Annotated in this window: 18 protein-coding genes; 7 read left to right on the forward strand and 11 right to left on the reverse strand. The window is 50.9% G+C overall.

Going from position 1 to position 21533, the window contains the following annotated elements; translation table 11 throughout:
• Window positions 1–98: 98 nt before the first annotated feature.
• A complete protein-coding gene (tsaA, locus tag AC6R1A_RS10400; protein WP_500631716.1) occupies window positions 99–794 on the forward strand; it encodes a tRNA (N6-threonylcarbamoyladenosine(37)-N6)-methyltransferase TrmO in 696 nt (231 codons plus the stop codon).
• Between the two features lie 109 nt (window positions 795–903).
• Window positions 904–2619 (forward strand): proline--tRNA ligase, encoded by a 1716-nt coding sequence (locus AC6R1A_RS10405; protein ID WP_500631717.1) that lies wholly within the window; start codon window positions 904–906, stop codon window positions 2617–2619.
• 82 nt (window positions 2620–2701) lie between these two features.
• Here the strand turns inward: AC6R1A_RS10405 and AC6R1A_RS10410 are convergent, their stop codons facing one another.
• Both AC6R1A_RS10410 and lpcA read right to left on the reverse strand, forming a co-directional pair.
• Complete coding sequence (locus AC6R1A_RS10410) at window positions 2702–3547, reverse strand: class II glutamine amidotransferase (protein WP_500626565.1); 846 nt, start codon at window positions 3545–3547, stop codon at window positions 2702–2704.
• 35 nt (window positions 3548–3582) lie between these two features.
• Window positions 3583–4158, reverse strand: coding sequence for a D-sedoheptulose 7-phosphate isomerase (lpcA, locus tag AC6R1A_RS10415; protein WP_334554503.1), 576 nt, complete (start codon window positions 4156–4158; stop codon window positions 3583–3585).
• Window positions 4159–4479: 321 nt separating this feature from the next.
• On the opposite strand from lpcA, the gene fadE reads away from it, so the two are divergent.
• On the forward strand, window positions 4480–6933 hold the full coding sequence (gene fadE, locus AC6R1A_RS10420; protein WP_500633910.1) for an acyl-CoA dehydrogenase FadE: 2454 nt from the start codon (window positions 4480–4482) through the stop codon (window positions 6931–6933).
• Between the two features lie 223 nt (window positions 6934–7156).
• Here fadE and AC6R1A_RS10425 read toward each other — a convergent pair whose 3' ends face one another.
• Together AC6R1A_RS10425 and dnaQ are read right to left on the reverse strand one after the other, a co-directional pair.
• Window positions 7157–8407: a TIGR03503 family protein gene (locus AC6R1A_RS10425; protein WP_500631719.1), complete on the reverse strand. Its 1251-nt coding sequence runs from the start codon at window positions 8405–8407 to the stop codon at window positions 7157–7159.
• A gap of 8 nt (window positions 8408–8415) precedes the next feature.
• Entirely contained in the window at window positions 8416–9159 is a 744-nt protein-coding gene (gene dnaQ, locus AC6R1A_RS10430) for a DNA polymerase III subunit epsilon (RefSeq protein ID WP_487901264.1), read from the reverse strand.
• 55 nt (window positions 9160–9214) lie between these two features.
• Here dnaQ and rnhA point away from each other — a divergent pair, with 55 nt between their 5' ends.
• Complete coding sequence (rnhA, locus tag AC6R1A_RS10435; RefSeq protein ID WP_487901265.1) at window positions 9215–9679, forward strand: ribonuclease HI; 465 nt, start codon at window positions 9215–9217, stop codon at window positions 9677–9679.
• Window positions 9680–9705: 26 nt separating this feature from the next.
• Here rnhA and AC6R1A_RS10440 read toward each other — a convergent pair whose 3' ends face one another.
• The gene (locus AC6R1A_RS10440; RefSeq protein ID WP_500633911.1) at window positions 9706–10443 is read right to left on the reverse strand and encodes a class I SAM-dependent methyltransferase; all 738 of its coding nucleotides are present in this window, start codon (window positions 10441–10443) and stop codon (window positions 9706–9708) included.
• 55 nt (window positions 10444–10498) lie between these two features.
• Between AC6R1A_RS10440 and gloB the strand changes: the two genes are divergently transcribed.
• From gloB to AC6R1A_RS10455, 3 genes are all read left to right on the forward strand, one after another.
• Complete coding sequence (gene gloB, locus AC6R1A_RS10445; protein ID WP_334554494.1) at window positions 10499–11257, forward strand: hydroxyacylglutathione hydrolase; 759 nt, start codon at window positions 10499–10501, stop codon at window positions 11255–11257.
• A gap of 70 nt (window positions 11258–11327) precedes the next feature.
• Window positions 11328–12902: a LysM peptidoglycan-binding domain-containing protein gene (locus AC6R1A_RS10450; RefSeq protein ID WP_500633912.1), complete on the forward strand. Its 1575-nt coding sequence runs from the start codon at window positions 11328–11330 to the stop codon at window positions 12900–12902.
• Complete coding sequence (locus AC6R1A_RS10455) at window positions 12899–13585, forward strand: YIP1 family protein (protein ID WP_487901269.1); 687 nt, start codon at window positions 12899–12901, stop codon at window positions 13583–13585. Before AC6R1A_RS10450 ends, AC6R1A_RS10455 begins: the two co-directional genes overlap by 4 nt.
• Here the strand turns inward: AC6R1A_RS10455 and AC6R1A_RS10460 are convergent.
• The 6 genes from AC6R1A_RS10460 to dnaE all read right to left on the reverse strand — a co-directional run bounded on the left by AC6R1A_RS10460 (window position 13575) and on the right by dnaE (window position 21455).
• Window positions 13575–14429, reverse strand: coding sequence for an endonuclease/exonuclease/phosphatase family protein (locus AC6R1A_RS10460; RefSeq protein WP_500631723.1), 855 nt, complete (start codon window positions 14427–14429; stop codon window positions 13575–13577). The genes AC6R1A_RS10455 and AC6R1A_RS10460 overlap by 11 nt on opposite strands.
• 155 nt (window positions 14430–14584) lie before the next feature.
• Window positions 14585–14923 carry a nitrogen regulatory protein P-II gene (gene glnB / locus AC6R1A_RS10465; RefSeq protein WP_334554486.1) on the reverse strand — a complete coding sequence of 113 codons (339 nt, stop codon included), beginning with the start codon at window positions 14921–14923 and terminating at the stop codon, window positions 14585–14587.
• A 172-nt stretch (window positions 14924–15095) separates the two neighbouring features.
• The gene (locus tag AC6R1A_RS10470) at window positions 15096–15410 is read right to left on the reverse strand and encodes a c-type cytochrome (RefSeq protein WP_500633913.1); all 315 of its coding nucleotides are present in this window, start codon (window positions 15408–15410) and stop codon (window positions 15096–15098) included.
• A 103-nt stretch (window positions 15411–15513) separates the two neighbouring features.
• Entirely contained in the window at window positions 15514–16842 is a 1329-nt protein-coding gene (gene tilS, locus AC6R1A_RS10475) for a tRNA lysidine(34) synthetase TilS (protein WP_500633914.1), read from the reverse strand.
• Window positions 16843–16981: 139 nt separating this feature from the next.
• Window positions 16982–17941: an acetyl-CoA carboxylase carboxyl transferase subunit alpha gene (gene accA, locus AC6R1A_RS10480; protein WP_334554481.1), complete on the reverse strand. Its 960-nt coding sequence runs from the start codon at window positions 17939–17941 to the stop codon at window positions 16982–16984.
• Between the two features lie 34 nt (window positions 17942–17975).
• Window positions 17976–21455: a DNA polymerase III subunit alpha gene (dnaE, locus tag AC6R1A_RS10485; protein WP_500633915.1), complete on the reverse strand. Its 3480-nt coding sequence runs from the start codon at window positions 21453–21455 to the stop codon at window positions 17976–17978.
• Between the last annotated feature and the right edge of the window lie 78 nt (window positions 21456–21533).

Consider the following 21533-nt stretch of genomic DNA (forward strand, 5'->3'; position numbering starts at 1 on the left):
TTATGTTATAACATGTCAATTAATAATCATTATCAATAAGAAAAGCAAGCAAAATTTGTGATACTTTGCCGTATCAATCCGTACTGAAGACCTTAGCCATGTATTCCATAGAACCGATTGGCATTATCGAAAGCCCTTACAAAGAGAAATTCGCCGTTCCTCGTCAACCTCGCTTGGTCCCTGCTGCGCGATCACGCGTCAAACTGCAAGGGGCGGCCAATAGCCCTGAAGCCGTGCGTGGATTAGAGCAGTTTTCTCACGTGTGGTTGCTGTTTTTGTTTGATCAGAATCTGCAAGCGGGATGGAAGCCCACTGTGCGTCCGCCTCGCTTGGGCGGCAATGAGCGCATTGGTGTGTTTGCCTCGCGCTCGACATTCAGACCTAACGGTATCGGCATGTCGGCGGTCGAAGTCAAAGGGGTGAGCAGGCAAGGCGATCAGATCTATCTGGATCTGGGCAACGTTGACTTGGTCGACGGCACCCCGATTATCGACATCAAGCCCTATATCCCCTACTCAGATTCAGTGGCTGAGGCCAAAGGAGGCTACGCGGAAGCAGAGCCTGAAACCTCTCAAGTCCACTTCTCCTCGACTGCGCTAGCCTCGCTCAACAAGCACCACGATGCGGAGTATGTCAAAACCGTTATCGAACAAGTACTGGCGCAAGACCCTCGTCCGGCCTACAAAAAGAATAAGCCCGACGACAAGGAATATGCGGTAAATTTGTTCGATCTGAACGTCAAGTTCACCGTTCACGATAACTTAATAACAGTTACTGCGATTGAAAGCTTTTGACAACACTCTTTGGCTGATATTATAAGCGGCTAACCATTTTCCCTTTGTGGGATCTTCATACTTCAGCCCGTTGGCTTGAGTATCTAACTTTACTAAACGGATAAATTGAATGCGTACCAGTAACTATCTTCTTTCTACTCTTAAGGAGACTCCAAACGACGCAGAGGTCGTGAGCCACCAGCTCATGCTCCGCGCAGGTATGATCCGTAAGCTGGCTTCAGGTCTATACACCTGGCTGCCTACTGGTCTGCGTGTGCTGCGTAAAGTCGAAAACATCGTTCGTCAAGAAATCGACAATGCAGGCGCCGTCGAAACCTTGATGCCCGTTGTTCAGCCGTTTGAACTATGGGAAGAGACAGGCCGCAGCGAGAAGATGGGTCCTGAACTCCTTCGCTTTACTGACCGCCATACGCGTCCGTTTGTTCTAAGCCCAACCGCGGAAGAAGTGATCACTAGCCTAGTGCGCAACGAAGTGAGCTCTTACAAACAACTACCGCTCAACCTGTACCAAATCCAAACCAAATTCCGCGATGAGCGTCGCCCACGTTTTGGCGTAATGCGTGCACGAGAATTCTGCATGATGGACGCATACAGCTTTGACATCGACAAAGAAGGTCTAGAGAAATCTTACCAAGCAATGCACGATGCGTACTGTAAAGCCTTCGATCGCATGGGTCTTGAGTACCGCCCAGTACTGGCTGACTCTGGCGCTATTGGTGGTAGTGGTTCTCAAGAGTTCCACGTACTTGCGGAAAGTGGTGAAGACCTCATCGCCTTCTCGACTGAGTCTGATTACGCAGCGAACATCGAAAAAGCCGAAGCGGCCGCACCTGCTGGTGAGCGCGCTGAGCCAACTCAAGAGATGACGCTGGTGGATACGCCAAACGCGAAAACCATCGCAGAGCTTGTAGAGCAACACGGTCTACCTATCGAGAAGACAGTGAAAACGCTTTTCGTAAAAGCCTCTGATGAAGTAGACGCAGACATCATCGCGCTAATCATCCGTGGCGACCACGAACTAAACGAAGTGAAAGCAGAAAACCTTCCTCAAGTTGCAGCTCCTCTAGAGATGGCAAGCGAAGAAGAGATTCGCGCCCTGATCGGCGCAGGTCCTGGCTCACTCGGCCCTGTGGGTCTTGAGTTGCCATTCATCGTTGACCGCACTGTTGCTGTAATGAGCGACTTCGGTGCGGGTGCGAACGTTGATGGCAAGCACTACTTCGGTATCAACTGGGGTCGTGACGTTGAGCTTGGCCAAGTTGAAGATCTGCGTAATGTTGTCGAAGGCGATCCAAGCCCATGTGGAAAAGGTACCCTAATGCTTAAGCGTGGTATCGAAGTGGGTCACATCTTCCAGCTTGGCAATGTTTACTCACAAGCGATGAACTGTGGCGTGCTGGGCCCTGACGGTAAGAACGTCATCCTGGAGATGGGTTGTTACGGTATCGGTGTGTCACGCGTTGTGGCTTCAGCGATTGAACAAAACCACGACAAATACGGCATCATCTGGCCAGACGCTCTAGCGCCTTTCCAAGTAGCGATCGTACCAATGAACATGCACAAGTCTGAAGAAGTGAAAGAAGCAGCTGAGAAGCTGTACGCTGAACTGACGGCTATGGGTATCGAAGTCCTATTCGATGACCGTAAAGAGCGCCCAGGCGTTATGTTCTCTGATATGGAACTGATCGGTATTCCTCACACTATCGTGATTGGTGACCGTTCAATGAAAGAAGGCAACTTCGAGTACAAGAACCGCCGCTCGGGAGAGAAGACGCCAGTCGCTATCGCTGACGTGATTGAGCACCTCAAGGCACAACTTAGCTAATACCGCTTAAGCGATACAAACAAAAAAGGTTGACGTGAAAGCGTCAACCTTTTCTATTTTGGATGTTTGCTCAATGGCGACGCTACTCCAAAGGCTCTGTCGGCGCTTGACTGGCGACCTTCTTCTCGGCATAAGCCACATCTACCAGCGCATCCGCATTGCCATCAATCAGCTCTCCAAAGTGAAAAATACCAAACTCACCCGGCTTCATCCGATGCCAGGTTTCATTGTCCGTCAGCGGTTGAGTAGCAATCACTGAGACAATATCGTTGGGCGTCGTCTCTTCTTGAAAGTTGATGGTCACATCTTCATCAATCAATGTCGCTTGCCCAAAAGGCGCGCGGCGCGTGATCCAATACAGATGATTGGTGCAATACGTCATCACATACTCTCCGTCAGAGAGCAACATATTGAAGACCCCTTTCTCTTTGAGCATGTCACAACACATGGCCACAAAGCGAAATACCCCCACCATGTCGTGCGGTGGTTGTGGGTAACGATCTTCCATCTGCTTGAGCAGCCAACAAAACGCCATCTCACTGTCGGTTTGCCCCACTGGCCGATGCCGACCTGTGTCCATCTGTTGGTAGTCCGTCAACTGGCCATTGTGGGCAAAAGTCCAGTAACGCCCCCAGAGCTCGCGGGTAAACGGATGGGTATTTTCCAGATTCACACCACCACGGTTGGCTTGGCGAATATGGCTGATGACCGCACGGCTCTTAATCGGATAGTTTTGCACTAACTCGGCAATTTTCGACTGACAGCTAGGGTTAGGGTCTTTGAAATTACGAAAACCTTTCCCCTCATAGAAGGTGATCCCCCAGCCATCACTGTGCGGGCCAGTTTTGCCCCCACGCTGCATTAAGCCAGTGAAACTGAAACAAATATCGGTCGGAACGTTGGCACTCATACCGAGCAATTCACACATGCTTCAAACCACTCCCTGTCAACGTGATGGCGTAATTACGCCATCTCCTTTTCAATCAATTGGATCACAATGTGGATGATTTTGATGTGGATCTCTTGAATGCGATCCGCGTAGCCGAAATGAGGAACACGAATCTCGATATCCGCTACCCCCGCCATTTTGCCGCCGTCTTTACCCGTCAGAGCGATGGTTTTCATGCCTTTCGCTTTTGCCGCTTCTATCGCCTTAAGAATGTTCCCTGAGTTGCCCGAGGTAGAGAGGCCAAACAGAACATCCCCAGCCGAACCGACCGCTTCAACATAACGAGAGAAAACAAAGTCATAACCAAAATCGTTGCTAACACAAGAGAGGTGGCTTGGATCTGAAATGGCAATCCCAGGGTAACCCGGACGATTTTCACGATAGCGTCCAGTGAGCTCTTCGGCGAAATGCATCGCATCGCAGTGTGAGCCGCCGTTACCGCACGAGAGCACTTTGCCCCCTTGCTTGAATGAATCGGCAATGAGTTTCGCTGCGGCTTCAATTTGAGCAATGTTGTGCTCATCACTTAAAAAGGCATTCAAGACGTTCGCCGCTTCAGTTAATTCACTTTTGATCAGATCGTGGTACATAGGGAATTCTCTAATTGTTATCTTCGATGGGGTGATTTAGCCACAAAGCTAAATACCATTGTTTACGAGTTTACTCGAACCATCCAGAGTGTCGATAGCTGCGCGTCAACTAATGCCAATTCCTCCCCCTACTTCGCCCACAAATTCAGCACGGACCGACAATTTTAGAATTTTCACTCTACTTAGATCACTTTTTAAGCACGATTGGGTTTTACATTTCATTAATGAGTTGTTTACACTCTAACTGGTTAGACCTCTTATAAGATAAACGACGTATAACCCTTAACCCTACATTTTGGGGCGTCGAAGAAGGAAATACACATGGACATCTTGCTCTCAATATTAGGCTTTACGGTGGTACTGGCGACCTGCTTATACCACCGCAGCTCCTTAATCCTTTCACTGTTTGCGTTAACACTGACGATGGTCGTGCTCTCCATCTGGGGCAGCGCAGGATCGTTGAGTTGGATACTGTACATCGCCGCCACTGCGGTTTTGGCCGTTCCATCGATTCGTCAGTCTCTGATCAGTAAAAAAGCCCTTTCTCTCTTTAAGAAAGTGCTGCCCGCCATGTCTCAAACCGAAAAAGAGGCGTTGGATGCCGGTACGGTTTGGTGGGAAGCAGAGCTTTTTAAAGGCAAACCAGACTGGAACAAGCTGCACGACATTAAAGCGCCGACGTTAAGTGCCGAGGAGCAAGCTTTCCTCGATGGCCCCGTCAATGAAGTGTGTGCGATGGTGAACGACTATCAGGTCACCCACGAGTTGGCCGATCTACCACCGCAAGTTTGGCAGTACCTAAAAGACAACAAGTTCTTCGCAATGATCATCAAGAAGCAGTACGGTGGGCTTGAGTTCTCTGCCTACGCTCAGTCGCTGGTATTGCAAAAGCTCACTGGCGTCTCTGGCGTGCTCTCTTCTACCGTTGGCGTGCCTAACTCATTGGGCCCGGGCGAACTGCTGCAACACTACGGCACCGACGAACAGAAAAACTACTATTTGCCACGCTTAGCCGAAGGTAAAGAGATCCCTTGTTTTGCACTGACCAGCCCAGAAGCAGGCTCAGACGCGGGATCCATTCCAGACTTCGGTATTGTCTGTAAAGGCGAATGGGAGGGCAAAGAAGTCCTCGGCATGCGCCTAACTTGGAACAAGCGCTACATCACGCTCGCCCCAGTCGCCACCGTTCTCGGCCTCGCCTTTAAATTGCGCGATCCAGACGGCTTACTCGGCGAGACGGAAGAACTCGGCATCACCTGCGCGCTGATTCCCACACACCTAAAAGGGGTGGAAATAGGCAATCGCCACTTCCCGCTCAACGTGCCTTTCCAAAACGGCCCGACACGAGCCAATGATCTGTTTGTACCTTTAGATTTCATCATTGGTGGCCCATCAATGGCCGGTCAAGGTTGGCGCATGCTGGTCGAATGTTTGTCTGTGGGTCGCGGGATCACCTTACCGTCGAACTCAACCGGTGGCATTAAGACGGCGGCTTTGGCAACTGGTGCGTACGCGCGTATTCGCCGTCAATTTAAACAACCGATTGGCCAGATGGAAGGCGTCGAAGAGCCATTAGCACGTCTAGGTGGTAACGCGTATGTGATGGACGCGGCGAGCAACCTGACTGTCGCGGGGATTGATTTGGGTGAAAAGCCCTCGGTCATCTCAGCGATCGTGAAGTATCACTGCACCCACCGCGGTCAGCAAAGCATCATCGATGCGATGGACATTGTCGGTGGTAAGGGCATTTGTCTTGGACCGAAGAACTTCCTCGCGCGCGGCTACCAAGGCTCCCCGATTGCCATCACGGTAGAAGGGGCCAACATCCTCACCCGCTCCATGATCATCTTTGGCCAAGGGGCGATTCGTTGCCATCCGTTTGTGCTGGAAGAGATGAATGCGGCTTACTCTGACGCCTCCGATGCGCTTGATAAGTTTGATAGCGCGCTTGCCGGTCACGTCAGCTTTACCCTGAGCAACCTTGTGCGCAGTGTCTGGCTGGGTGTTACCGATGGCCGTTTCTCCAGTGCACCGGTTCAAGACAGCACGAAACGTTACTACCAGCAGCTTAACCGCTACAGTGCTAACATTGCCTTCTTGGCCGATATTTCGATGGCGGTACTGGGTGGTTCGTTGAAGCGTAAAGAGCGCTTGTCGGCTCGCTTGGGCGACATTTTGAGTCAATTGTACTTAAGTTCAGCCACGTTGAAACGCTTTGACAACGATGGCCGCATTAGTGATGACTTGCCATTGGTTCACTGGGGATTGCAAGACAGCTTGAAACAAACCGAGCTAGCGATTGATGAGTTTCTCGCCAACTTCCCAAATCCTTGGTTGGGTAAAATCCTGCGCGCTCTGATCCTGCCTTTTGGCCGCGTTCGCCGAGCGCCGAATGACAAACTCGACAGCAAAGTCGCGCAAATTCTGCAAACGCCAAGCGCCACTCGTGCTCGCTTAGGTCGTCATCAATACTTCGAAGCGAGTGAGTTCAATCCTGCGGGTAAAATTGAGCAAGCCTTGACGGTAATTTTAGAGGCAGAGCCGGTGTTTAAGAAAGTATGTAAAGCGCTCAATGAGCGTAAGCCTTTCTTGCGCCTCGATCTCATCGCCGATATTGGCCTAGAGAAAAGCATCATCGACACAAAAGAGGCTGAACTGCTACGCAGTGCCGAAGAGCACCGCCTCTATGTAATCAACGTCGATGATTTCGAGCCCAAAGAACTGGCGACCAAACCAGTTCGAAAGAATAAGCCCAAAATCGTCGAAGTCGCCTAATGCGCGCATACTAAGCGTATAAAAACGACAAAGGGCAGCCTCGCTGCCCTTTGCTTTATCTCGCTATCCTTACTGGTAACTATCCTTACTGGTAAATAGAAACCTTCGCTAAGCCGACGAGTTATCGTCACTAAGGTTGATGTTGGATTGATAGAGAGCATCACTCTTAAACACTCTCCATCGATGCTTGCCTGCATAGCGCTGCCGCAACAGCTCTTACGGATTACTTCTTCGGCATCTCAAGTTGCATTTCCGGCATCGCTTCTTTCTTGGCTTTGAGCTTACGCATCACAAACCAGACCACTAGCCCCAACAAAATCGCAATTAGGTTGCCGACACCGATGATGATCATACTCTTGGTTCGCTGAGCTTTTCTAAACTCAGCCAACTGCATCTCTTCCATGATTTTCTGTTGCTTAAGGCGTTCCTCTTCTTGCAGACGACGGGTCTCAGCAATATCGATGTCTTCGACCACACTGTAGGTGTGTTGATTCTTGGCAAAGATCAGAGGACGTTGCGAGCCCAACTCGGTGGCGAAGGTCTTTGAGGACCATTGGTAATTGCCCAGCGTACCGTCATACGGCACTTCAAGCTCAAAGGTGCTGCTTTCTGGCTCCGAAGCCCCTTGCACGCTAACCACATTGCCCTTCGGATCAGTATGGTCGACAAACCCAGCAAGACTGCCTGGCATGATCATCCCCATCTCACCGGAGAACACCACGCGATGAGGCTCACCAGCGGCTCGTGATTGAATGAAGGTCGTTTCCAATGGGGTGGGATAAACCAATACCTCTTGCTCTTGAGCACGCAGGAACACACCATTGCCGGAGGTAATGCGCACGCGATACTTACCCGGCGCGCTGGTAATAGGTAGCGACACCGTAAACACGCCATCGCCCGCCACTTCGTCGAGCCCTTGACCATCATCAGCAAACACACCGATCTCTTCTGGCACCGGACGCGCTTCTTTGACTAACTGATCTTCATTCTCAACATACTTGGTGAAGGTCACTTTTAGTTGAACGCGGTCCAGAAAATCACGCAAAACTAATGGCTTTTTGTCCGCCGTTAAGCGAGCAGTGAACTTCAGCTCTTCCCCTTGATAGAGCCGGTTGGGCAGCACGTCAGTAGCCAGTTCAAGATGAGAAATCAGAGTAATTTTGTTCTTAGGCGTGACTTTACCGATCGCCTGCCAAGGACCGGGCATTGGGTTATCAATCGAAATGATGTCCATCGCCGACTCTTGATACCAACGCACATTATCTGGGCTGCGCCAGGCGTAATATTTCTTACCATCAGGGCGCACTAACACCACAGGTTGGGAGTTTTGCGCGCGGTAGATAACAAAGGTGATTTGCTTGATGGTGGGGTCGACTCGAAAACGGTTATCGAGCAGAGACATTGAGGACTCTTGCGCTGCAAATCCTAGACAACTGAATACCATGCCCACTAGGGCAATCCAACTCCTCAACATCCCTTCTCCTACTGACGCCAGAGGCTGCTTGCGCTCTTCTCGACGATATCTAATCTTTTATTGTGTGCTTCTAGTTCATCGGCCGTTGCTTTGATTACCTTTAGCGCTTTTCGACCACTGGCGACGCGTTTTATTGACTCACCTCCCACATCGCCGTCACTAGCGCTGCCGGGATTAAATTGCAAAGAGGTCTGCCCACCGGTCATCAACAGGTAAACGTCGGCGAGAATCTCCGCATCGAGCAAAGCGCCGTGCAAGGTACGGTGTGAGTTATCTATGCCGTATCGCTCACACAAGATGTCCAAGTTGTTGCGCTTACCAGGGAAGATCTTCTTCGCCATCGCCAGCGTATCGGTGACTTTGCAGTAGTCTTCTGTTTTACCAATACTTGGGTCTAATAAGGCAAACTCATTGTCCATAAAGCCGGTATCGAAGGGCGCGTTGTGCGCCACCAACTCGGCCCCTTTGATGAACTCAAGAAACTCTTGGTGGATAGCGTGATACTCGGGCTTATCAACCAAAAACTCATCTGTAATACCGTGTACTTCTATCGCGTCTGGCTGAATCTCGCGATCGGGCTTAATGTAGACGTGAAAGTGTCGCCCGGTCAGCTTACGATTAATGATCTCAACGGCACCGATTTCAATAATGCGGTGACCAATATGCGGCGCGCCGCCTTCTCGGTTCATACCTGTGGTTTCGGTATCGAGTACAACGATGCGGCCGTATTGCGAATTGCTGCTGGTATTCATAACAATATCTATGTCAGACTATGTCTCTAAGTGATTAAACCAATAGTACCAAAACATGACGAAACAGGTGGAAATTTTCACAGACGGTTCTTGCCTTGGCAACCCTGGACCCGGTGGTTATGGCGTTGTCCTGCGTTACAAACAGACGGAAAAAACCTTAGCCAAAGGCTATACCCTCACCACCAATAATCGCATGGAAATGATGGCTACCATCGTCGCTCTCAAGGCGCTCAAAGAGCCTTGTCATGTCATCCTCACCACCGATAGCCAGTACGTTCGCCAAGGCATCACGCAATGGATTCACAACTGGAAGAAGCGTGGCTGGAAAACCGCCGACAAAAAACCGGTAAAAAATGCCGATTTATGGCAAGCGTTAGATGCCGAAACCGCACGTCACAACGTCGAGTGGCACTGGGTGAAAGGCCATGCCGGGCACAGAGAAAACGAGATGTGCGATGAGCTAGCCAGAGCCGCCGCAGAAAACCCAACCGAAGAAGATACAGGCTATCAGCCGAGCTAACGGTGCCTTATTCTTCAATACCGCAGCTATTGCTTAGGGTTGAGGGAAATTTTGTAATTGACGCCCAGTGGCGTCAATTTTCGTTTAAGCTTCCAGTGAGGTTTTATCGGCTTGAGCGGGTAAGTCCGCTTTCTTGCCACGATATAATAGAGGCTGCCCATCGGCCGCGCCCACTCCCCCAGGCTATTTTCCATCCAAGTCCAAAACGTTCGATAGCTTTGCATCGGAAACAAAGCGTAGCGATCGCACTCAATCACTTCATAATTGAGTACGCCCAGCCAATCTTTAATGCGATTGGGGGTAAACATCCGGCCACTCCAAGGCAAGTTGTGCTTGCGCCATGGCATCAGGCTTGCCAAGCCGGTCAAACTCAGTGGGTTAAAACCGGTCAAAATCAAATAGCCATCATCCATCATCACTCGGTCAACCTCACGTAATAAGCGGTGGGGATCGTTACAATAATCGAGTTGGTGCGCCATAACGATGGCATCAAAGCTCTTTTCTAGAAACGGCAGTTGATAACCGTCAGCGATGACGTTATGCAAGGGATTTTTTATGTCGAGCTGGACTTGATGTTGAATGTTGCAACTAAAACTGGTTAACTCACAACTCAAGCCACCTAGCTTGAGCAGGTGATAACCAAACAGCTTCGGACACCATTCATCGACGCGAGTTTGGATAGACTCACTCACCCACTGGCCGTTTTTTAATTGCGTCCACGAATGGGGTTGTTCTAGCTTCTTCTTACTGCGGGCTGGCTTCATACTTAACCTGCTTCACTCAAGAGTCGATGACGACAGTGTCACTGGAGAGACTTCCATGTTAGAGATCAAAAGCATACCTGCATTTAACGACAATTACATCTGGCTTATCGAAAATCGAGATAAGCGTTGTGCGGTTGTTGACCCCGGTGATGCGGCTCCAGTCCTGGCGTATCTCAAACAGCACGAATTGAGTTTGGAAGCGATTTTAATTACCCACCATCACAATGATCACATTGGCGGCGTCGCCGAGCTAGTGCGCCAATTCCCGACCATCAATGTGGTGGGGCCAGCGAGCGAGCCGATTCCAACCTTGTCCCACTCTGTCTCTACTGGCGATCAAATCGAGCTGTTTGGTGAAGTGTTCCGTGTCGTCGGACTTGAAGGACATACATTAGGTCATATCGGCTACGTCGGTGATGGCAAACTGTTCTGCGGCGATGTACTGTTTTCTGCCGGCTGTGGGCGTGTGTTTGAAGGCACAATGGAACAGATGCATACCTCATTGTGCAAACTGGCTGCTCTACCTGATGAGACCGAGGTCTATTGCGCTCATGAATATACCGCGAGCAATGTCGCGTTTGCATTGGCGGTCGAGCCCGATAACGTCCAACTTCAGCAATATCGTGATGAAGTCAATCGGCTGCGTGCGCAAAATCAGCCCACCCTCCCTACCACGCTTGGGAGAGAAAAACGCATCAACCCTTTCTTGCGTACCGGCGAACCCAGTGTCATGCGCTCGGTCGCCAATCGGACCCAAGAGACAGACGCACTCGCGATATTTAGCGCATTACGTGAGTGGAAGAACGAATTTTAGCACTTTGGTGCTTGTCACTGCCTAAGTGACGAAAGTATTATCAGCAGCCAAAGATTAAAAGGGCTGGATAATGCGATTGAAACATAGCTGGGCTTTGGCTCTCCTGCTGACAGGGTGTCAACTGACTCAGTCTGACCATACCGGTGAAGGCGAAAGCCCTGACACCAATACTCCTAACACGGCTTTGCAGCACACATCAGTAGCTGCGAAGCCCGCGACCAAGACAAAAGCCACTAAACCCGCGCCCGTTGTGACCCCAGAGTCTCAAGAAGATGTGTGGCAGCGAATTGCGATGCAACTCGAGATGCCAATCCCGGAGGACAAAAGCGTGGATTACTACCGCACTTGGTATCTCAAACACCCTAACCATCTCAAAACCGTCTCCGAGCGCGCGCAGCCATTTCTCTACCTAATTACGGAGAAAATCGAGCAGCGTGGCCTTCCGCTAGAATTGGCCCTGCTTCCTGTCGTAGAGAGCTCATTTGATGCCTTTGCCTACTCGCACGGTAGCGCCGCTGGCTTGTGGCAGTTTGTACCTGCGACCGGTAAATCATTTGGCTTGAAACAGAACTACTGGTATGACGGACGTCGAGATGTCGATGCCGCGACCGATGCCGCGCTTGACTACCTCACTCAGTTAAACCGCCGCTTCGATGGCGATTGGCAACATGCCATCGCAGCCTACAATAGCGGTGGCGGTCGTGTCTCTAGTGCAATTCGTAAAAACAAAAAACTGGGTAAACCGACCGATTTTTTCTCGCTTGACCTCCCTAAAGAGACCAGTGGTTATGTTCCAAAACTGCTCGCCCTAGCGGATGTGGTGGCCAACCAAGAAAAATACGGTATCGATATTCCTGCCATCGCCAACCAACCTGTGGTTGAGCTGGTTGATCCTAAAGAGCAGTTAGATCTGGCGATTGCAGCCAACTACGCCGGTCTAACGGTAAAAGAGCTGCAAAGCTTAAACCCAGCTTACAATCAGTGGGCAACCGCGCCCGATGGCCCCCATCAGTTATTGCTGCCCGTCAATTCGGTCGCACCGTTTCGCCAAGCCGTTGAAGCCAACCGTGGTCAAGGCCTAAAAGTGGTGCGTTACAAGGTGAAATCGGGCGATAGCCTGAGTGTGATTGCCAACAAACACAACACAACCACTAAGGTGATTCGCACCGCCAATAACCTCAAAGGCAACACGATTCGCGCGGGTCAGTACCTGATGATTCCGACCTCGACCCGTGACGACAAAGCGTACACCTTGAGCGCATCCAACCGATTGGCACAAACCCAGTCTCAAGCGCGTGGCACCTATAAACTGACGCATACTGTGAAGTCAGGGGAGAGCCTCTGGAGCATTGCCTCTACCAACAACGTATCGCACCAATCCTTGGCAAAGTGGAATGGCATGAGCCCAAGAGACACGTTGCGCGTTGGCCAATCACTGGTGATTTGGAAAGAGAACAAAGAAGGCGCGATCATTCGCACTGTCTTTTATGATGTCCGCTCCGGAGATACCCTCAGTGGTATCGCGAGCAAGTTCAAAGTGAAAAGCCGCGACATCGTCAAATGGAATGACCTGAGCAATCAGAAATACCTCAAGCCCGGTCAAAAACTCAAGTTGTATGTCGATGTCACTAAGGTGAGCGTATGAACCCGTCAAGTAACCCTTTGATCATGCTGGTGGATATTTTCCGTTCGCCCAGCGCTTGCTTTCTCGCCTTGTACCAGCGCGGCATGTGGGGATGGCAACCCTACTTGTTTCTAATTCTGTCGCCATTTTTGTTCTGGGGCGCCTACTTTGACATGGTCAATGTCGCCTGGCTACAAGAGACACTGGAAGCGCAATTGGCTATCACCAATCCTGAGCAGCTCGCTCTACTGGATGCTAATACCTTAATGGCCAGTGAGATCATCAGTGATGTCGCCGGACGCACACTGACGATTGTGATGTTGGCGTTTTGGTTTAATTTGGCCACTAAGCCGAGTCAGCATCAACATGGTTTTTGGCGTTGGTTTGCGGCGAGCGCGGTGATCACCTTCCCAGCGATCATTGGCGATTTGGCGAGCTACATCAGTGTGCTGTTAAAACACGGTCAAGTGATGGTCTACGCTGCCGATCTCAATAGTTTGAATGGCTTACTCAAATTGCCGCTGACTCACTCATGGTCGCAATTTGCCAGCTCGTTTCCTTTGCTGCTGCCTTGGTACATCGCACTGGGATATGCAGCGGTCGGCACTTGGACGGAGTTTGAGCGTGGCCAAGCGTTAGCCATCGCCGCTCTCCCTTGGGTCGCTTACTACCTTATTTGGGCTCTCTATATTGTTATTTTTTAAGCTCAAAACTGGCTAACATTGGATTATGATCGGAGGCGTCACTGTGTGGTGCCTCTGCTGTCTTCAGCGTCAATCCACGATAGAAGATATGATCCAGCTGCAGGCCCGTCAGAAACTGAGTGCGGTTATCAGGCGTAAAAGTGACCGCGTTGAGCGCTAAGCCCGACAACGCTTGACGCATCACCGTCATGCGCTCTTCACTCCAACTGTTAAAATCCCCCGCCACCAGCATTGGCCCCTGATGCTTTCTGAGCTCCGTCACCAAGGTGTCAATTTGGCGCAGGTACTCTTGGGTGCCATAAGTGAAATTAACCGCATGAATGTTGACCACGGCAAGCTCACGGCCATCACTCAACGGATAACGAGCATAGAGCGCCGATTTGGGTAAACGCAGCCAAGGTTCCAATTCAGTGTAAGCGCAAGCCAGACGCGGGGCACCGAGTGTCAAATTGAGCACTCCGGCACTGGTATCAAACACTTTAAACGCATCCACTTGGGTGCCAAACCAACGCGCTTGTTCAATGTATTGCTTGAACGCCTCCCCCATGCTCGCCTCTTGCAGCAGCACCAACTGCTTGTTGTCACTGAGCTCGCGCAGCGCTGATTGCCAAGAGGGACGATTTTGCTTGTAGATATTCCACACCAATATATTCAGTTGCCCCTCTTTATCCAGCGCAGGCGCCTGTGGATTCTGGTAGCAATGCAGGGAGACCTGACTCTCTTGATTGGACAGCGAGTAGACCTGACGGTCGGCAGGCAAGATAAAAATGGTATGAAAGAGCGTGAGCCCCATTAGCGTAAGCGCACTTATGGTGACTAGCGTTATGGTAAGGCGTTGTTTCATTTCGCGACCCTATTTGGAAAAGGGAGAGTTGGAAAGCGGGTAGTGAGAAAAGGCATAGCTAGAAAAAAACATAGAGTAAAACGTGTGGTAAGGAAAGCGGTCTTAGATAAAACAAAAGAGCCATTAGGCTCTTTTGTTCTCATTCGGATTCGGCGTTAAATCGCTTCTTCGTCTTCTTCACCCGTACGGATGCGTACCACGCGCTCCACATCAGTGATAAAGATTTTACCGTCGCCAATTTTACCGGTTTGTGCGGTTTCGATGATGGTGTCGACACACTGCTCAGCCACCTCTTCGTTGACCACAATCTCAAGCTTCACTTTTGGCAGAAAGTCCACCATGTACTCCGCGCCGCGGTAGAGCTCTGTGTGACCTTTCTGACGACCAAAGCCTTTCACTTCAGAGACCGTCATACCTGTGATGCCGACTTCTGCCAACGCTTCACGTACGTCATCTAATTTAAATGGCTTGATGATGGCTTCGATTTTTTTCATGTTCATCCCTTAAACTTGCGCAACATATTTTCCCGATTATCACACGAACATCATGCAATAAAAAGCCCGAGCCAACACTCACCAAAAGTTTATCACTCAACCAAGGTCATGACTCGGGTCCTTTAACCAATCCCACCGTCGCAAAGCAATGACGAGACTGTGAAGAATGGCATTATTTTAAGCTTGCGTAATACGCGGCTAAGTTTTCGATATCCGCTTCACTGAGCATCGACGCTTGCGCCTGCATTACTGCTGCCAAGCCACCATTGCGCTCTTTGTTTTTGTACGCCTTGATAGAGGAGATCAAGTACTGCTCATTTTGGCCCTTTAAGTTTGGATAGCCAGGGATCACGGCAATACCATCAGCGCCATGACACGCCGCGCACACGGCGGCCTTCGCTTGCCCTGCCGCCGCATCGCCCGCCGCTAATGCGTGTCCACTCACTAATCCTAGGCTCATCATCACTGTGATTGCGATTGTCTTCATTGCTCTTCCTTATCCATTGTCTTTTTTGTTTGATGACGATGGGTATCGCCACTCCCCAATAAGGCTAGGGGTATTATTTTTACGATTGTGGCACAACTCTGGTTTACTTGTTCCAGGTAAGTTCACAATCTTGACCAATAAAGGCTTTATCAACAAAGAGATGCGCCACTGTTGCAACTTGGTCACCACACATTAAAATCGGCGTTCGGCGTCTCAACCAGCTGGGTACGCCGTACTCCTGAAACAGTTTTTTCATCGACCGGCGATGACCTCGTTCAGAAGGATGAGCGGTAAAACCTTGCGGATCAAAAGTAATACGCAGGGGCTGTGCTCCAAGCGCGGCTAAAGACAGGCTCCCTTGAGAAGAAGTGCGCAGCGCGAGGTGCCCCAAATTGGCGGGGAGTTCGATGCTCTGACCGATAGCAATCTCATGCTGCCAATCTTCAAGACTGGCGTGATCGTCCACCAAGTAGAGTCGCTGCTGATAACGACGAACCTCTCGCTGACCATCCACCACAAACCTAGGGTTCGCATCACAGCGCGCCAGTGCCACTTGTTGCCATATCAATGCGAGTTGATTGACGCTTGGCATGGCGAGTTGGTGCTCGGCAAACCACATACGCATCAATCTTGCACGCATCACCTCACTGCACGTGCTTAAGGCTTCAATCGATAAGCTCGCATCAGCAAGCAGAACTGCGGCGAACTTATCCTCAAGCAGTTCATCAAGTAGTAACTCTTGCTCGGCGCACAGCTGCGCACTGCGCGCAATCGCAGTGGGTAAGTGGGGCCAGCGCTCGGTCAGCACGGGGGAGACATGATGGCGAATAAAGTTGCGATCAAAGCGGGCATCTTGGTTGCTTTCATCCTCTATCCAATCGAGCTGATGTTCTTGCGCGAAAGCGAAGATCGCTTCTCGGCTCACATCGAGTAAAGGGCGCAGCAACGTCCCTTCACGCAAATTTTTTTGCTTACCCATCGCAGAGAGCCCTTTCGGCCCGCTGCCACGTTTTAACGCGAGTAGAAACGTCTCGACTTGGTCATCGCTATGATGCCCGGTTAACAGCACATCGCCTTGGCTGAGATAGTGTTCGAGGGCTTGATAACGCGCCTGGCGCGCCTTCGCTTCAAGGCTTTCACTGCCGCAATCGAGCCTCACTCGCTCAACATGGCACTCCATCTGCGCCGCTGCTGCCCATTGCTCACACCGCTTAGCCCAATGGTCCGCATTTGGACTTAAACCATGATGAACGTGAACCGCGCAGACATCGAGTCGTGGGCGCTGCGTGGCGCGATATTGATGAAGTAGATGCAGCAAAACACGCGAATCAACGCCACCACTGAGCGCCAACACCACACGTGGCTGGCTCTGTCTGGATGCGTCGAGATAACTCGACAAGGCTTGGCTAAAGTGTGAATAGAGATCAGTCATAAGGCATCAAGGTTAGACTCATTGGCCAAAGTGTATCACTGCCACTTGGAGGGAGCTATGATGCTCAAGCGCAAAAGGCGAGCGCCACTACGCAAAAAGGCCGAAACAGAGTTCGGCCTTGAAAGATAAAGACGATAAATCAGCAGTAACCGTAGCTCATCAAACGCTGGTAACGACGCTCAAGAAGCGTATCGTTGTCGAGCGAGGCTAGGTCATCAAGCTGCTTGAGTAGCGTCGCTTTCATATTTTGCGCCATCTGAACATGGTCACGATGTGCTCCGCCTAGTGGCTCTTCAATGATTTCATCAATCAGCTCAAGCTCTTTAAGACGAGGAGCAATCAGACCCATCGCCTCTGCCGCTTGCGGCGCTTTGTCTGAATCACGCCATAAGATAGACGCACAACCTTCCGGTGAAATCACCGAGTAGGTCGAGTATTGCAGCATGTTGACGTAATCACCAACACCGATCGCCAATGCACCGCCAGAGCCGCCTTCACCGACGACGTTACAAATCACAGGCACTTTCAAGCCCGACATGACTTTCAAGTTGGTCGCAATCGCTTCTGACTGACCGCGCTCTTCGGCGCCAACACCTGGGTAGGCACCAGCAGTATCAATGAAGGTAATGATCGGCATGTTAAAACGCTCAGCCATTTCCATCAGACGCTTAGCCTTACGGTAACCTTCTGGCTTAGGCATACCGAAATTGCGTTTCACTTTGTCACGAGTCTCACGCCCTTTTTGATGACCAATAATCATCACAGGTCGGCCATCAAGGCGTGCCATACCGCCGACAATCGCTTTGTCATCCGCGTACGCTCGGTCACCCGCCAGCTCTTCAAACTCGGTAAACATATGCTGGATATAGTCCAGCGTGTAAGGACGTTGTGGGTGGCGGGCCAGTTGAGCGGTTTCCCACGCACCAAGATCACTGAAGGTCTTCTTTTTCAGTTCTAAACTCTTTTTCTCTAGCTGTTCGATCTCTTTCGCGAGATCGACGCCAGAATCACCACCATGACGAGACACATCACGTAGCGCTTCGATTTTTGCTTCTAGCTCTGCGATTGGTTTTTCAAACTCTAAAAAATTCAGGCTCATCTATCGATCCTTGTGGGTTTGGCGTTCACCAAACTTAGTTAAATTCGAGTTCCACTTGGCTAGCACCAAGCAGTTGTTTTAAATTGTCTAACAGTTCGTCGCTTGGCGTTACTCGCCACTGGGTCCCTAGCGTTAAACGCGCTCGTGCATCGCTACGCTGGTAGTATACATGGACAGGGACTGTCCCTGCCCGATAAGGCTCTAGTATTTGACTAAAGCGCTCAAAAAACTGCCCATCAATTTGATTGTGATCGATGGAGAGCGACAAACCACGCGCGTATTTTTCTCGCGCTGATCCAAGATCCATGACTTCACGGGCCGACATTTTAAGTCCCCCATTGAAATCATCAAAGCTGACCTGTCCAGAAACCACGAGAATTCGATCTTTTTCAAGCAATTCGGCGTAGCGATCCAGCGCATCGGAGAACAACATCACTTCCATGCGGCCACTGCGATCGTCCAAGGTCATAATGCCAATACGTGAACCTCGCTTGGTGGTCATCACCCGTGCTGCGACCACCAACCCCGCCACCGTGACACTTTGATCGCGCCGAGTCGGCGTCGCATCGGCTAAGCGGCAACTGGTGTATTTATCCAACTCTTTAAGGTACGCGTTGATCGGATGCCCCGTCAAATAGAGACCTAAGGTATCACGCTCCCCTTCTAGCCACACTTTCTCTGGCCAAGGTGGCACCTTGGTGTATTTGTGCTCAACTTCCTCAGGCGCTTCGGTCAATACGCCAAACAGATCCGTTTGACCAAAGGCTTCGGCTTGGTGATGCTGGCTGGCCGCTTTGACTGCATCATTGAGTGACGCCATCATCGCCGCTCGATGTGGTCCCAATCTATCAAGCGCACCGGCGTAAATCAGTTTTTCAATCACACGTTTATTGACCTTTTTCAGATCGATTCGTGCGCAGAAATCAAACAGGTCTTTAAAGTGGCCGCCCTCTTTTCTCGCTTGCATGATGGCATCAATCGGCCCCTCACCGACACCTTTGATCGCACCAATACCGTATACAATGGCGCCATCGTCATCGACATTGAAACGATACAAACCAGAGTTGATGTCCGGTGGTAGCACCTTGAGCTTCATGCGCAAGCATTCATCCACCAGACCAACCACTTTCTCGGTGTTATCCATATCGGCGGTCATCACCGCGGCCATGAACTCCGCAGGATAGTGTGTTTTTAACCACAGCGTTTGGTACGACACCAAGGCATAGGCAGCGGAGTGCGATTTGTTAAAACCATAACCGGCGAATTTTTCCACCAAGTCAAAAATCTTCATCGCCAACTCGCCGTCGACGCCGTTTTTAATCGCACCCTCTTCGAAGATGGCGCGCTGCTTGGCCATTTCCTCAGGTTTTTTCTTACCCATAGCTCGGCGCAACATATCCGCGCCACCGAGCGTATAGCCCGCGAGGATCTGGGCAATCTGCATCACCTGCTCTTGGTAGAGAATGATGCCGTAGGTCGGGTCGAGGGTCTCTTTGAGCGATTCGTGTTGCCAGGTTTCATCTGGGTAGGAAATCGCTTCGCGGCCGTGCTTACGGTCGATGAAGTTATCCACCATCCCCGATTGCAGCGGGCCCGGTCGAAATAGGGCCACCAGTGCGATGATGTCTTCAAAACAGTCTGGCTGAAGTCGCTTGATCAGCTCTTTCATTCCGCGCGATTCGAGCTGGAATACCGCTGTGGTCTCGGAGTTTTGCAGTAAGCGGAATGATGGCGCGTCATCGAGTGGGATCGATTCGATTCTCACCGGCGCTTTGCCCTCGCGCTCAAGGCGAGGGTTAATCAGCCCCAAAGCCCAATCGATAATGGTCAGGGTACGCAGACCCAAGAAGTCGAACTTCACCAGACCGGCGGTTTCCACATCGTTCTTATCAAACTGAGTGACAGGGAAATGTCCTTCCGCATCGGCATAAATCGGAGCAAAGTCGGTGATGGTCGTGGGTGAGATAACCACGCCCCCCGCATGCTTACCGGCGTTTCGTGTACACCCTTCAAGGATGCGACACATGTCGATCAGCTCTTTGACATCTTCGTCGGCTTCATACAGCTCAGGTAATGCAGGTTCGGCCTTGAACGCTTTTTCGAGCGTCATACCCGGATCGGGTGGCACCAATTTAGAGATGCGGTCAACAAATCCAAACGGATGGCCCAGCACTCGGCCGACATCTCGGATAACCGCTTTGGCCGCCATGGTACCGAAGGTAATGATCTGCGATACCGCATCACGACCATACATTTCAGCCACGTGATCGATCACCTGATCACGCTTGTCCATACAAAAGTCGACGTCAAAATCGGGCATCGAAACACGTTCTGGGTTCAAGAATCGCTCGAACAGCAAATCGTACTCAAGCGGATCCAGATCGGTGATCTTTAGCGCGTACGCCACTAAGGAGCCGGCACCCGAACCTCGGCCAGGGCCTACAGGAATATCATTGTCTTTGGACCACTGGATAAACTCCATTACGATCAAGAAGTAACCCGGGAAGCCCATGTTGTTGATCACTTCCAACTCGACTTGCAAGCGCTCATCGTATTCTGGCCGTCTTTCGGCACGCACTTGCGGGTCAGGGAACAGGAACTCCAGTCGCTCTTCGAGACCTTCTTGTGACTTTTTCACCAAGAACTCGGTTTCCAACATGCCATCGGTTGGGAAAGCAGGCAGGAAGTACTCACCCAGTCTCACGGTTACGTTACAACGCTTAGCAATTTCTACACTGTTCTCTAGGGCCTCAGGGATGTCGGCGAATAGCTCGCACATCTCTTCTTCGGTGCGCAAATATTGCTGAGGGCTGTAATTTTTGGGGCGGCGCGGGTCTTCTAAGGTGTAGCCATCATGAATCGCGACGCGAATTTCATGAGCATCAAACAGCGAGGGCTCGAGAAACACCACCTCATTGGTCGCCACCACGGGCAGTTGCTGCTGCTCGGCAAATTCGAGCGCGAAGTGTAGGTAACTCTCTTCGTCGTTACGCCCGGTTCGAGTGAGTTCGAGGTAGAAACGGTCGGCAAAATGTTGCTGATAAAACGCGGCGCACTGCTCGGCAATCCCTTGGTTGCCTTTAAGTAGCGCTCGGCCAATTTCACCGCTTCGACCACCGGATAACACAATCAAACCTTCAGAAAGCTCAGCCAACCACGCTTTGTCAATCACAGGCTGGTGTTGAACATGGCCTCTCAAGTAGGCTTTAGAAATCAATAAGGTGAGATTGTTGTAACCGGTGTTGTCTGCCGCAAGCACGGTCAGCTTCGTCAGCTCATCGCCAAACTCCGGCGATTGCATGACAAAATCCGCCCCTATGATGGGTTTTACGCCACAGTTGTGCGCAGTGCTGTAAAACTTCACCAAGCCACACAGGTTGGTAAAATCGGTGAGCGCAACGGCAGGCATACCTAGTTCAGCCACTTTCTTCACCAAGGGCGGCACTTTCGACAGGCCGTCAATCATGGAGAAATCACTGTGAACTCGAAGGTGGATAAACTTAGGGTCGTTCATAGGTTGTGAATCACTTAGGGTACAAATAGGTAACATCAGTTGGAGGCTATTCTACGTTATCGCCCCCACTCGCTCAAT

The sequence above is a fragment of the Vibrio sp. R10-SG3-ISO3 genome, assembly GCF_059834225.1.

Excerpts from the sequence above, each read along its gene's own strand:
- tsaA (WP_500631716.1), top strand. The coding sequence starts at position 99 with ATGTATTCCATAGAACCGATTGGCATTATCGAAAGCCCTTACAAAGAG.
- AC6R1A_RS10405 (WP_500631717.1), top strand. The coding sequence starts at position 904 with ATGCGTACCAGTAACTATCTTCTTTCTACTCTTAAGGAGACTCCAAAC.
- AC6R1A_RS10410 (WP_500626565.1), bottom strand. The coding sequence starts at position 3,547 with ATGTGTGAATTGCTCGGTATGAGTGCCAACGTTCCGACCGATATTTGT.
- lpcA (WP_334554503.1), bottom strand. The coding sequence starts at position 4,158 with ATGTACCACGATCTGATCAAAAGTGAATTAACTGAAGCGGCGAACGTC.
- fadE (WP_500633910.1), top strand. The coding sequence starts at position 4,480 with ATGGACATCTTGCTCTCAATATTAGGCTTTACGGTGGTACTGGCGACC.
- AC6R1A_RS10425 (WP_500631719.1), bottom strand. The coding sequence starts at position 8,407 with ATGTTGAGGAGTTGGATTGCCCTAGTGGGCATGGTATTCAGTTGTCTA.
- dnaQ (WP_487901264.1), bottom strand. The coding sequence starts at position 9,159 with ATGAATACCAGCAGCAATTCGCAATACGGCCGCATCGTTGTACTCGAT.
- rnhA (WP_487901265.1), top strand. The coding sequence starts at position 9,215 with ATGACGAAACAGGTGGAAATTTTCACAGACGGTTCTTGCCTTGGCAAC.
- AC6R1A_RS10440 (WP_500633911.1), bottom strand. The coding sequence starts at position 10,443 with ATGAAGCCAGCCCGCAGTAAGAAGAAGCTAGAACAACCCCATTCGTGG.
- gloB (WP_334554494.1), top strand. The coding sequence starts at position 10,499 with ATGTTAGAGATCAAAAGCATACCTGCATTTAACGACAATTACATCTGG.
- AC6R1A_RS10450 (WP_500633912.1), top strand. The coding sequence starts at position 11,328 with ATGCGATTGAAACATAGCTGGGCTTTGGCTCTCCTGCTGACAGGGTGT.
- AC6R1A_RS10455 (WP_487901269.1), top strand. The coding sequence starts at position 12,899 with ATGAACCCGTCAAGTAACCCTTTGATCATGCTGGTGGATATTTTCCGT.
- AC6R1A_RS10460 (WP_500631723.1), bottom strand. The coding sequence starts at position 14,429 with ATGAAACAACGCCTTACCATAACGCTAGTCACCATAAGTGCGCTTACG.
- glnB (WP_334554486.1), bottom strand. The coding sequence starts at position 14,923 with ATGAAAAAAATCGAAGCCATCATCAAGCCATTTAAATTAGATGACGTA.
- AC6R1A_RS10470 (WP_500633913.1), bottom strand. The coding sequence starts at position 15,410 with ATGAAGACAATCGCAATCACAGTGATGATGAGCCTAGGATTAGTGAGT.
- tilS (WP_500633914.1), bottom strand. The coding sequence starts at position 16,842 with ATGACTGATCTCTATTCACACTTTAGCCAAGCCTTGTCGAGTTATCTC.
- accA (WP_334554481.1), bottom strand. The coding sequence starts at position 17,941 with ATGAGCCTGAATTTTTTAGAGTTTGAAAAACCAATCGCAGAGCTAGAA.
- dnaE (WP_500633915.1), bottom strand. The coding sequence starts at position 21,455 with ATGAACGACCCTAAGTTTATCCACCTTCGAGTTCACAGTGATTTCTCC.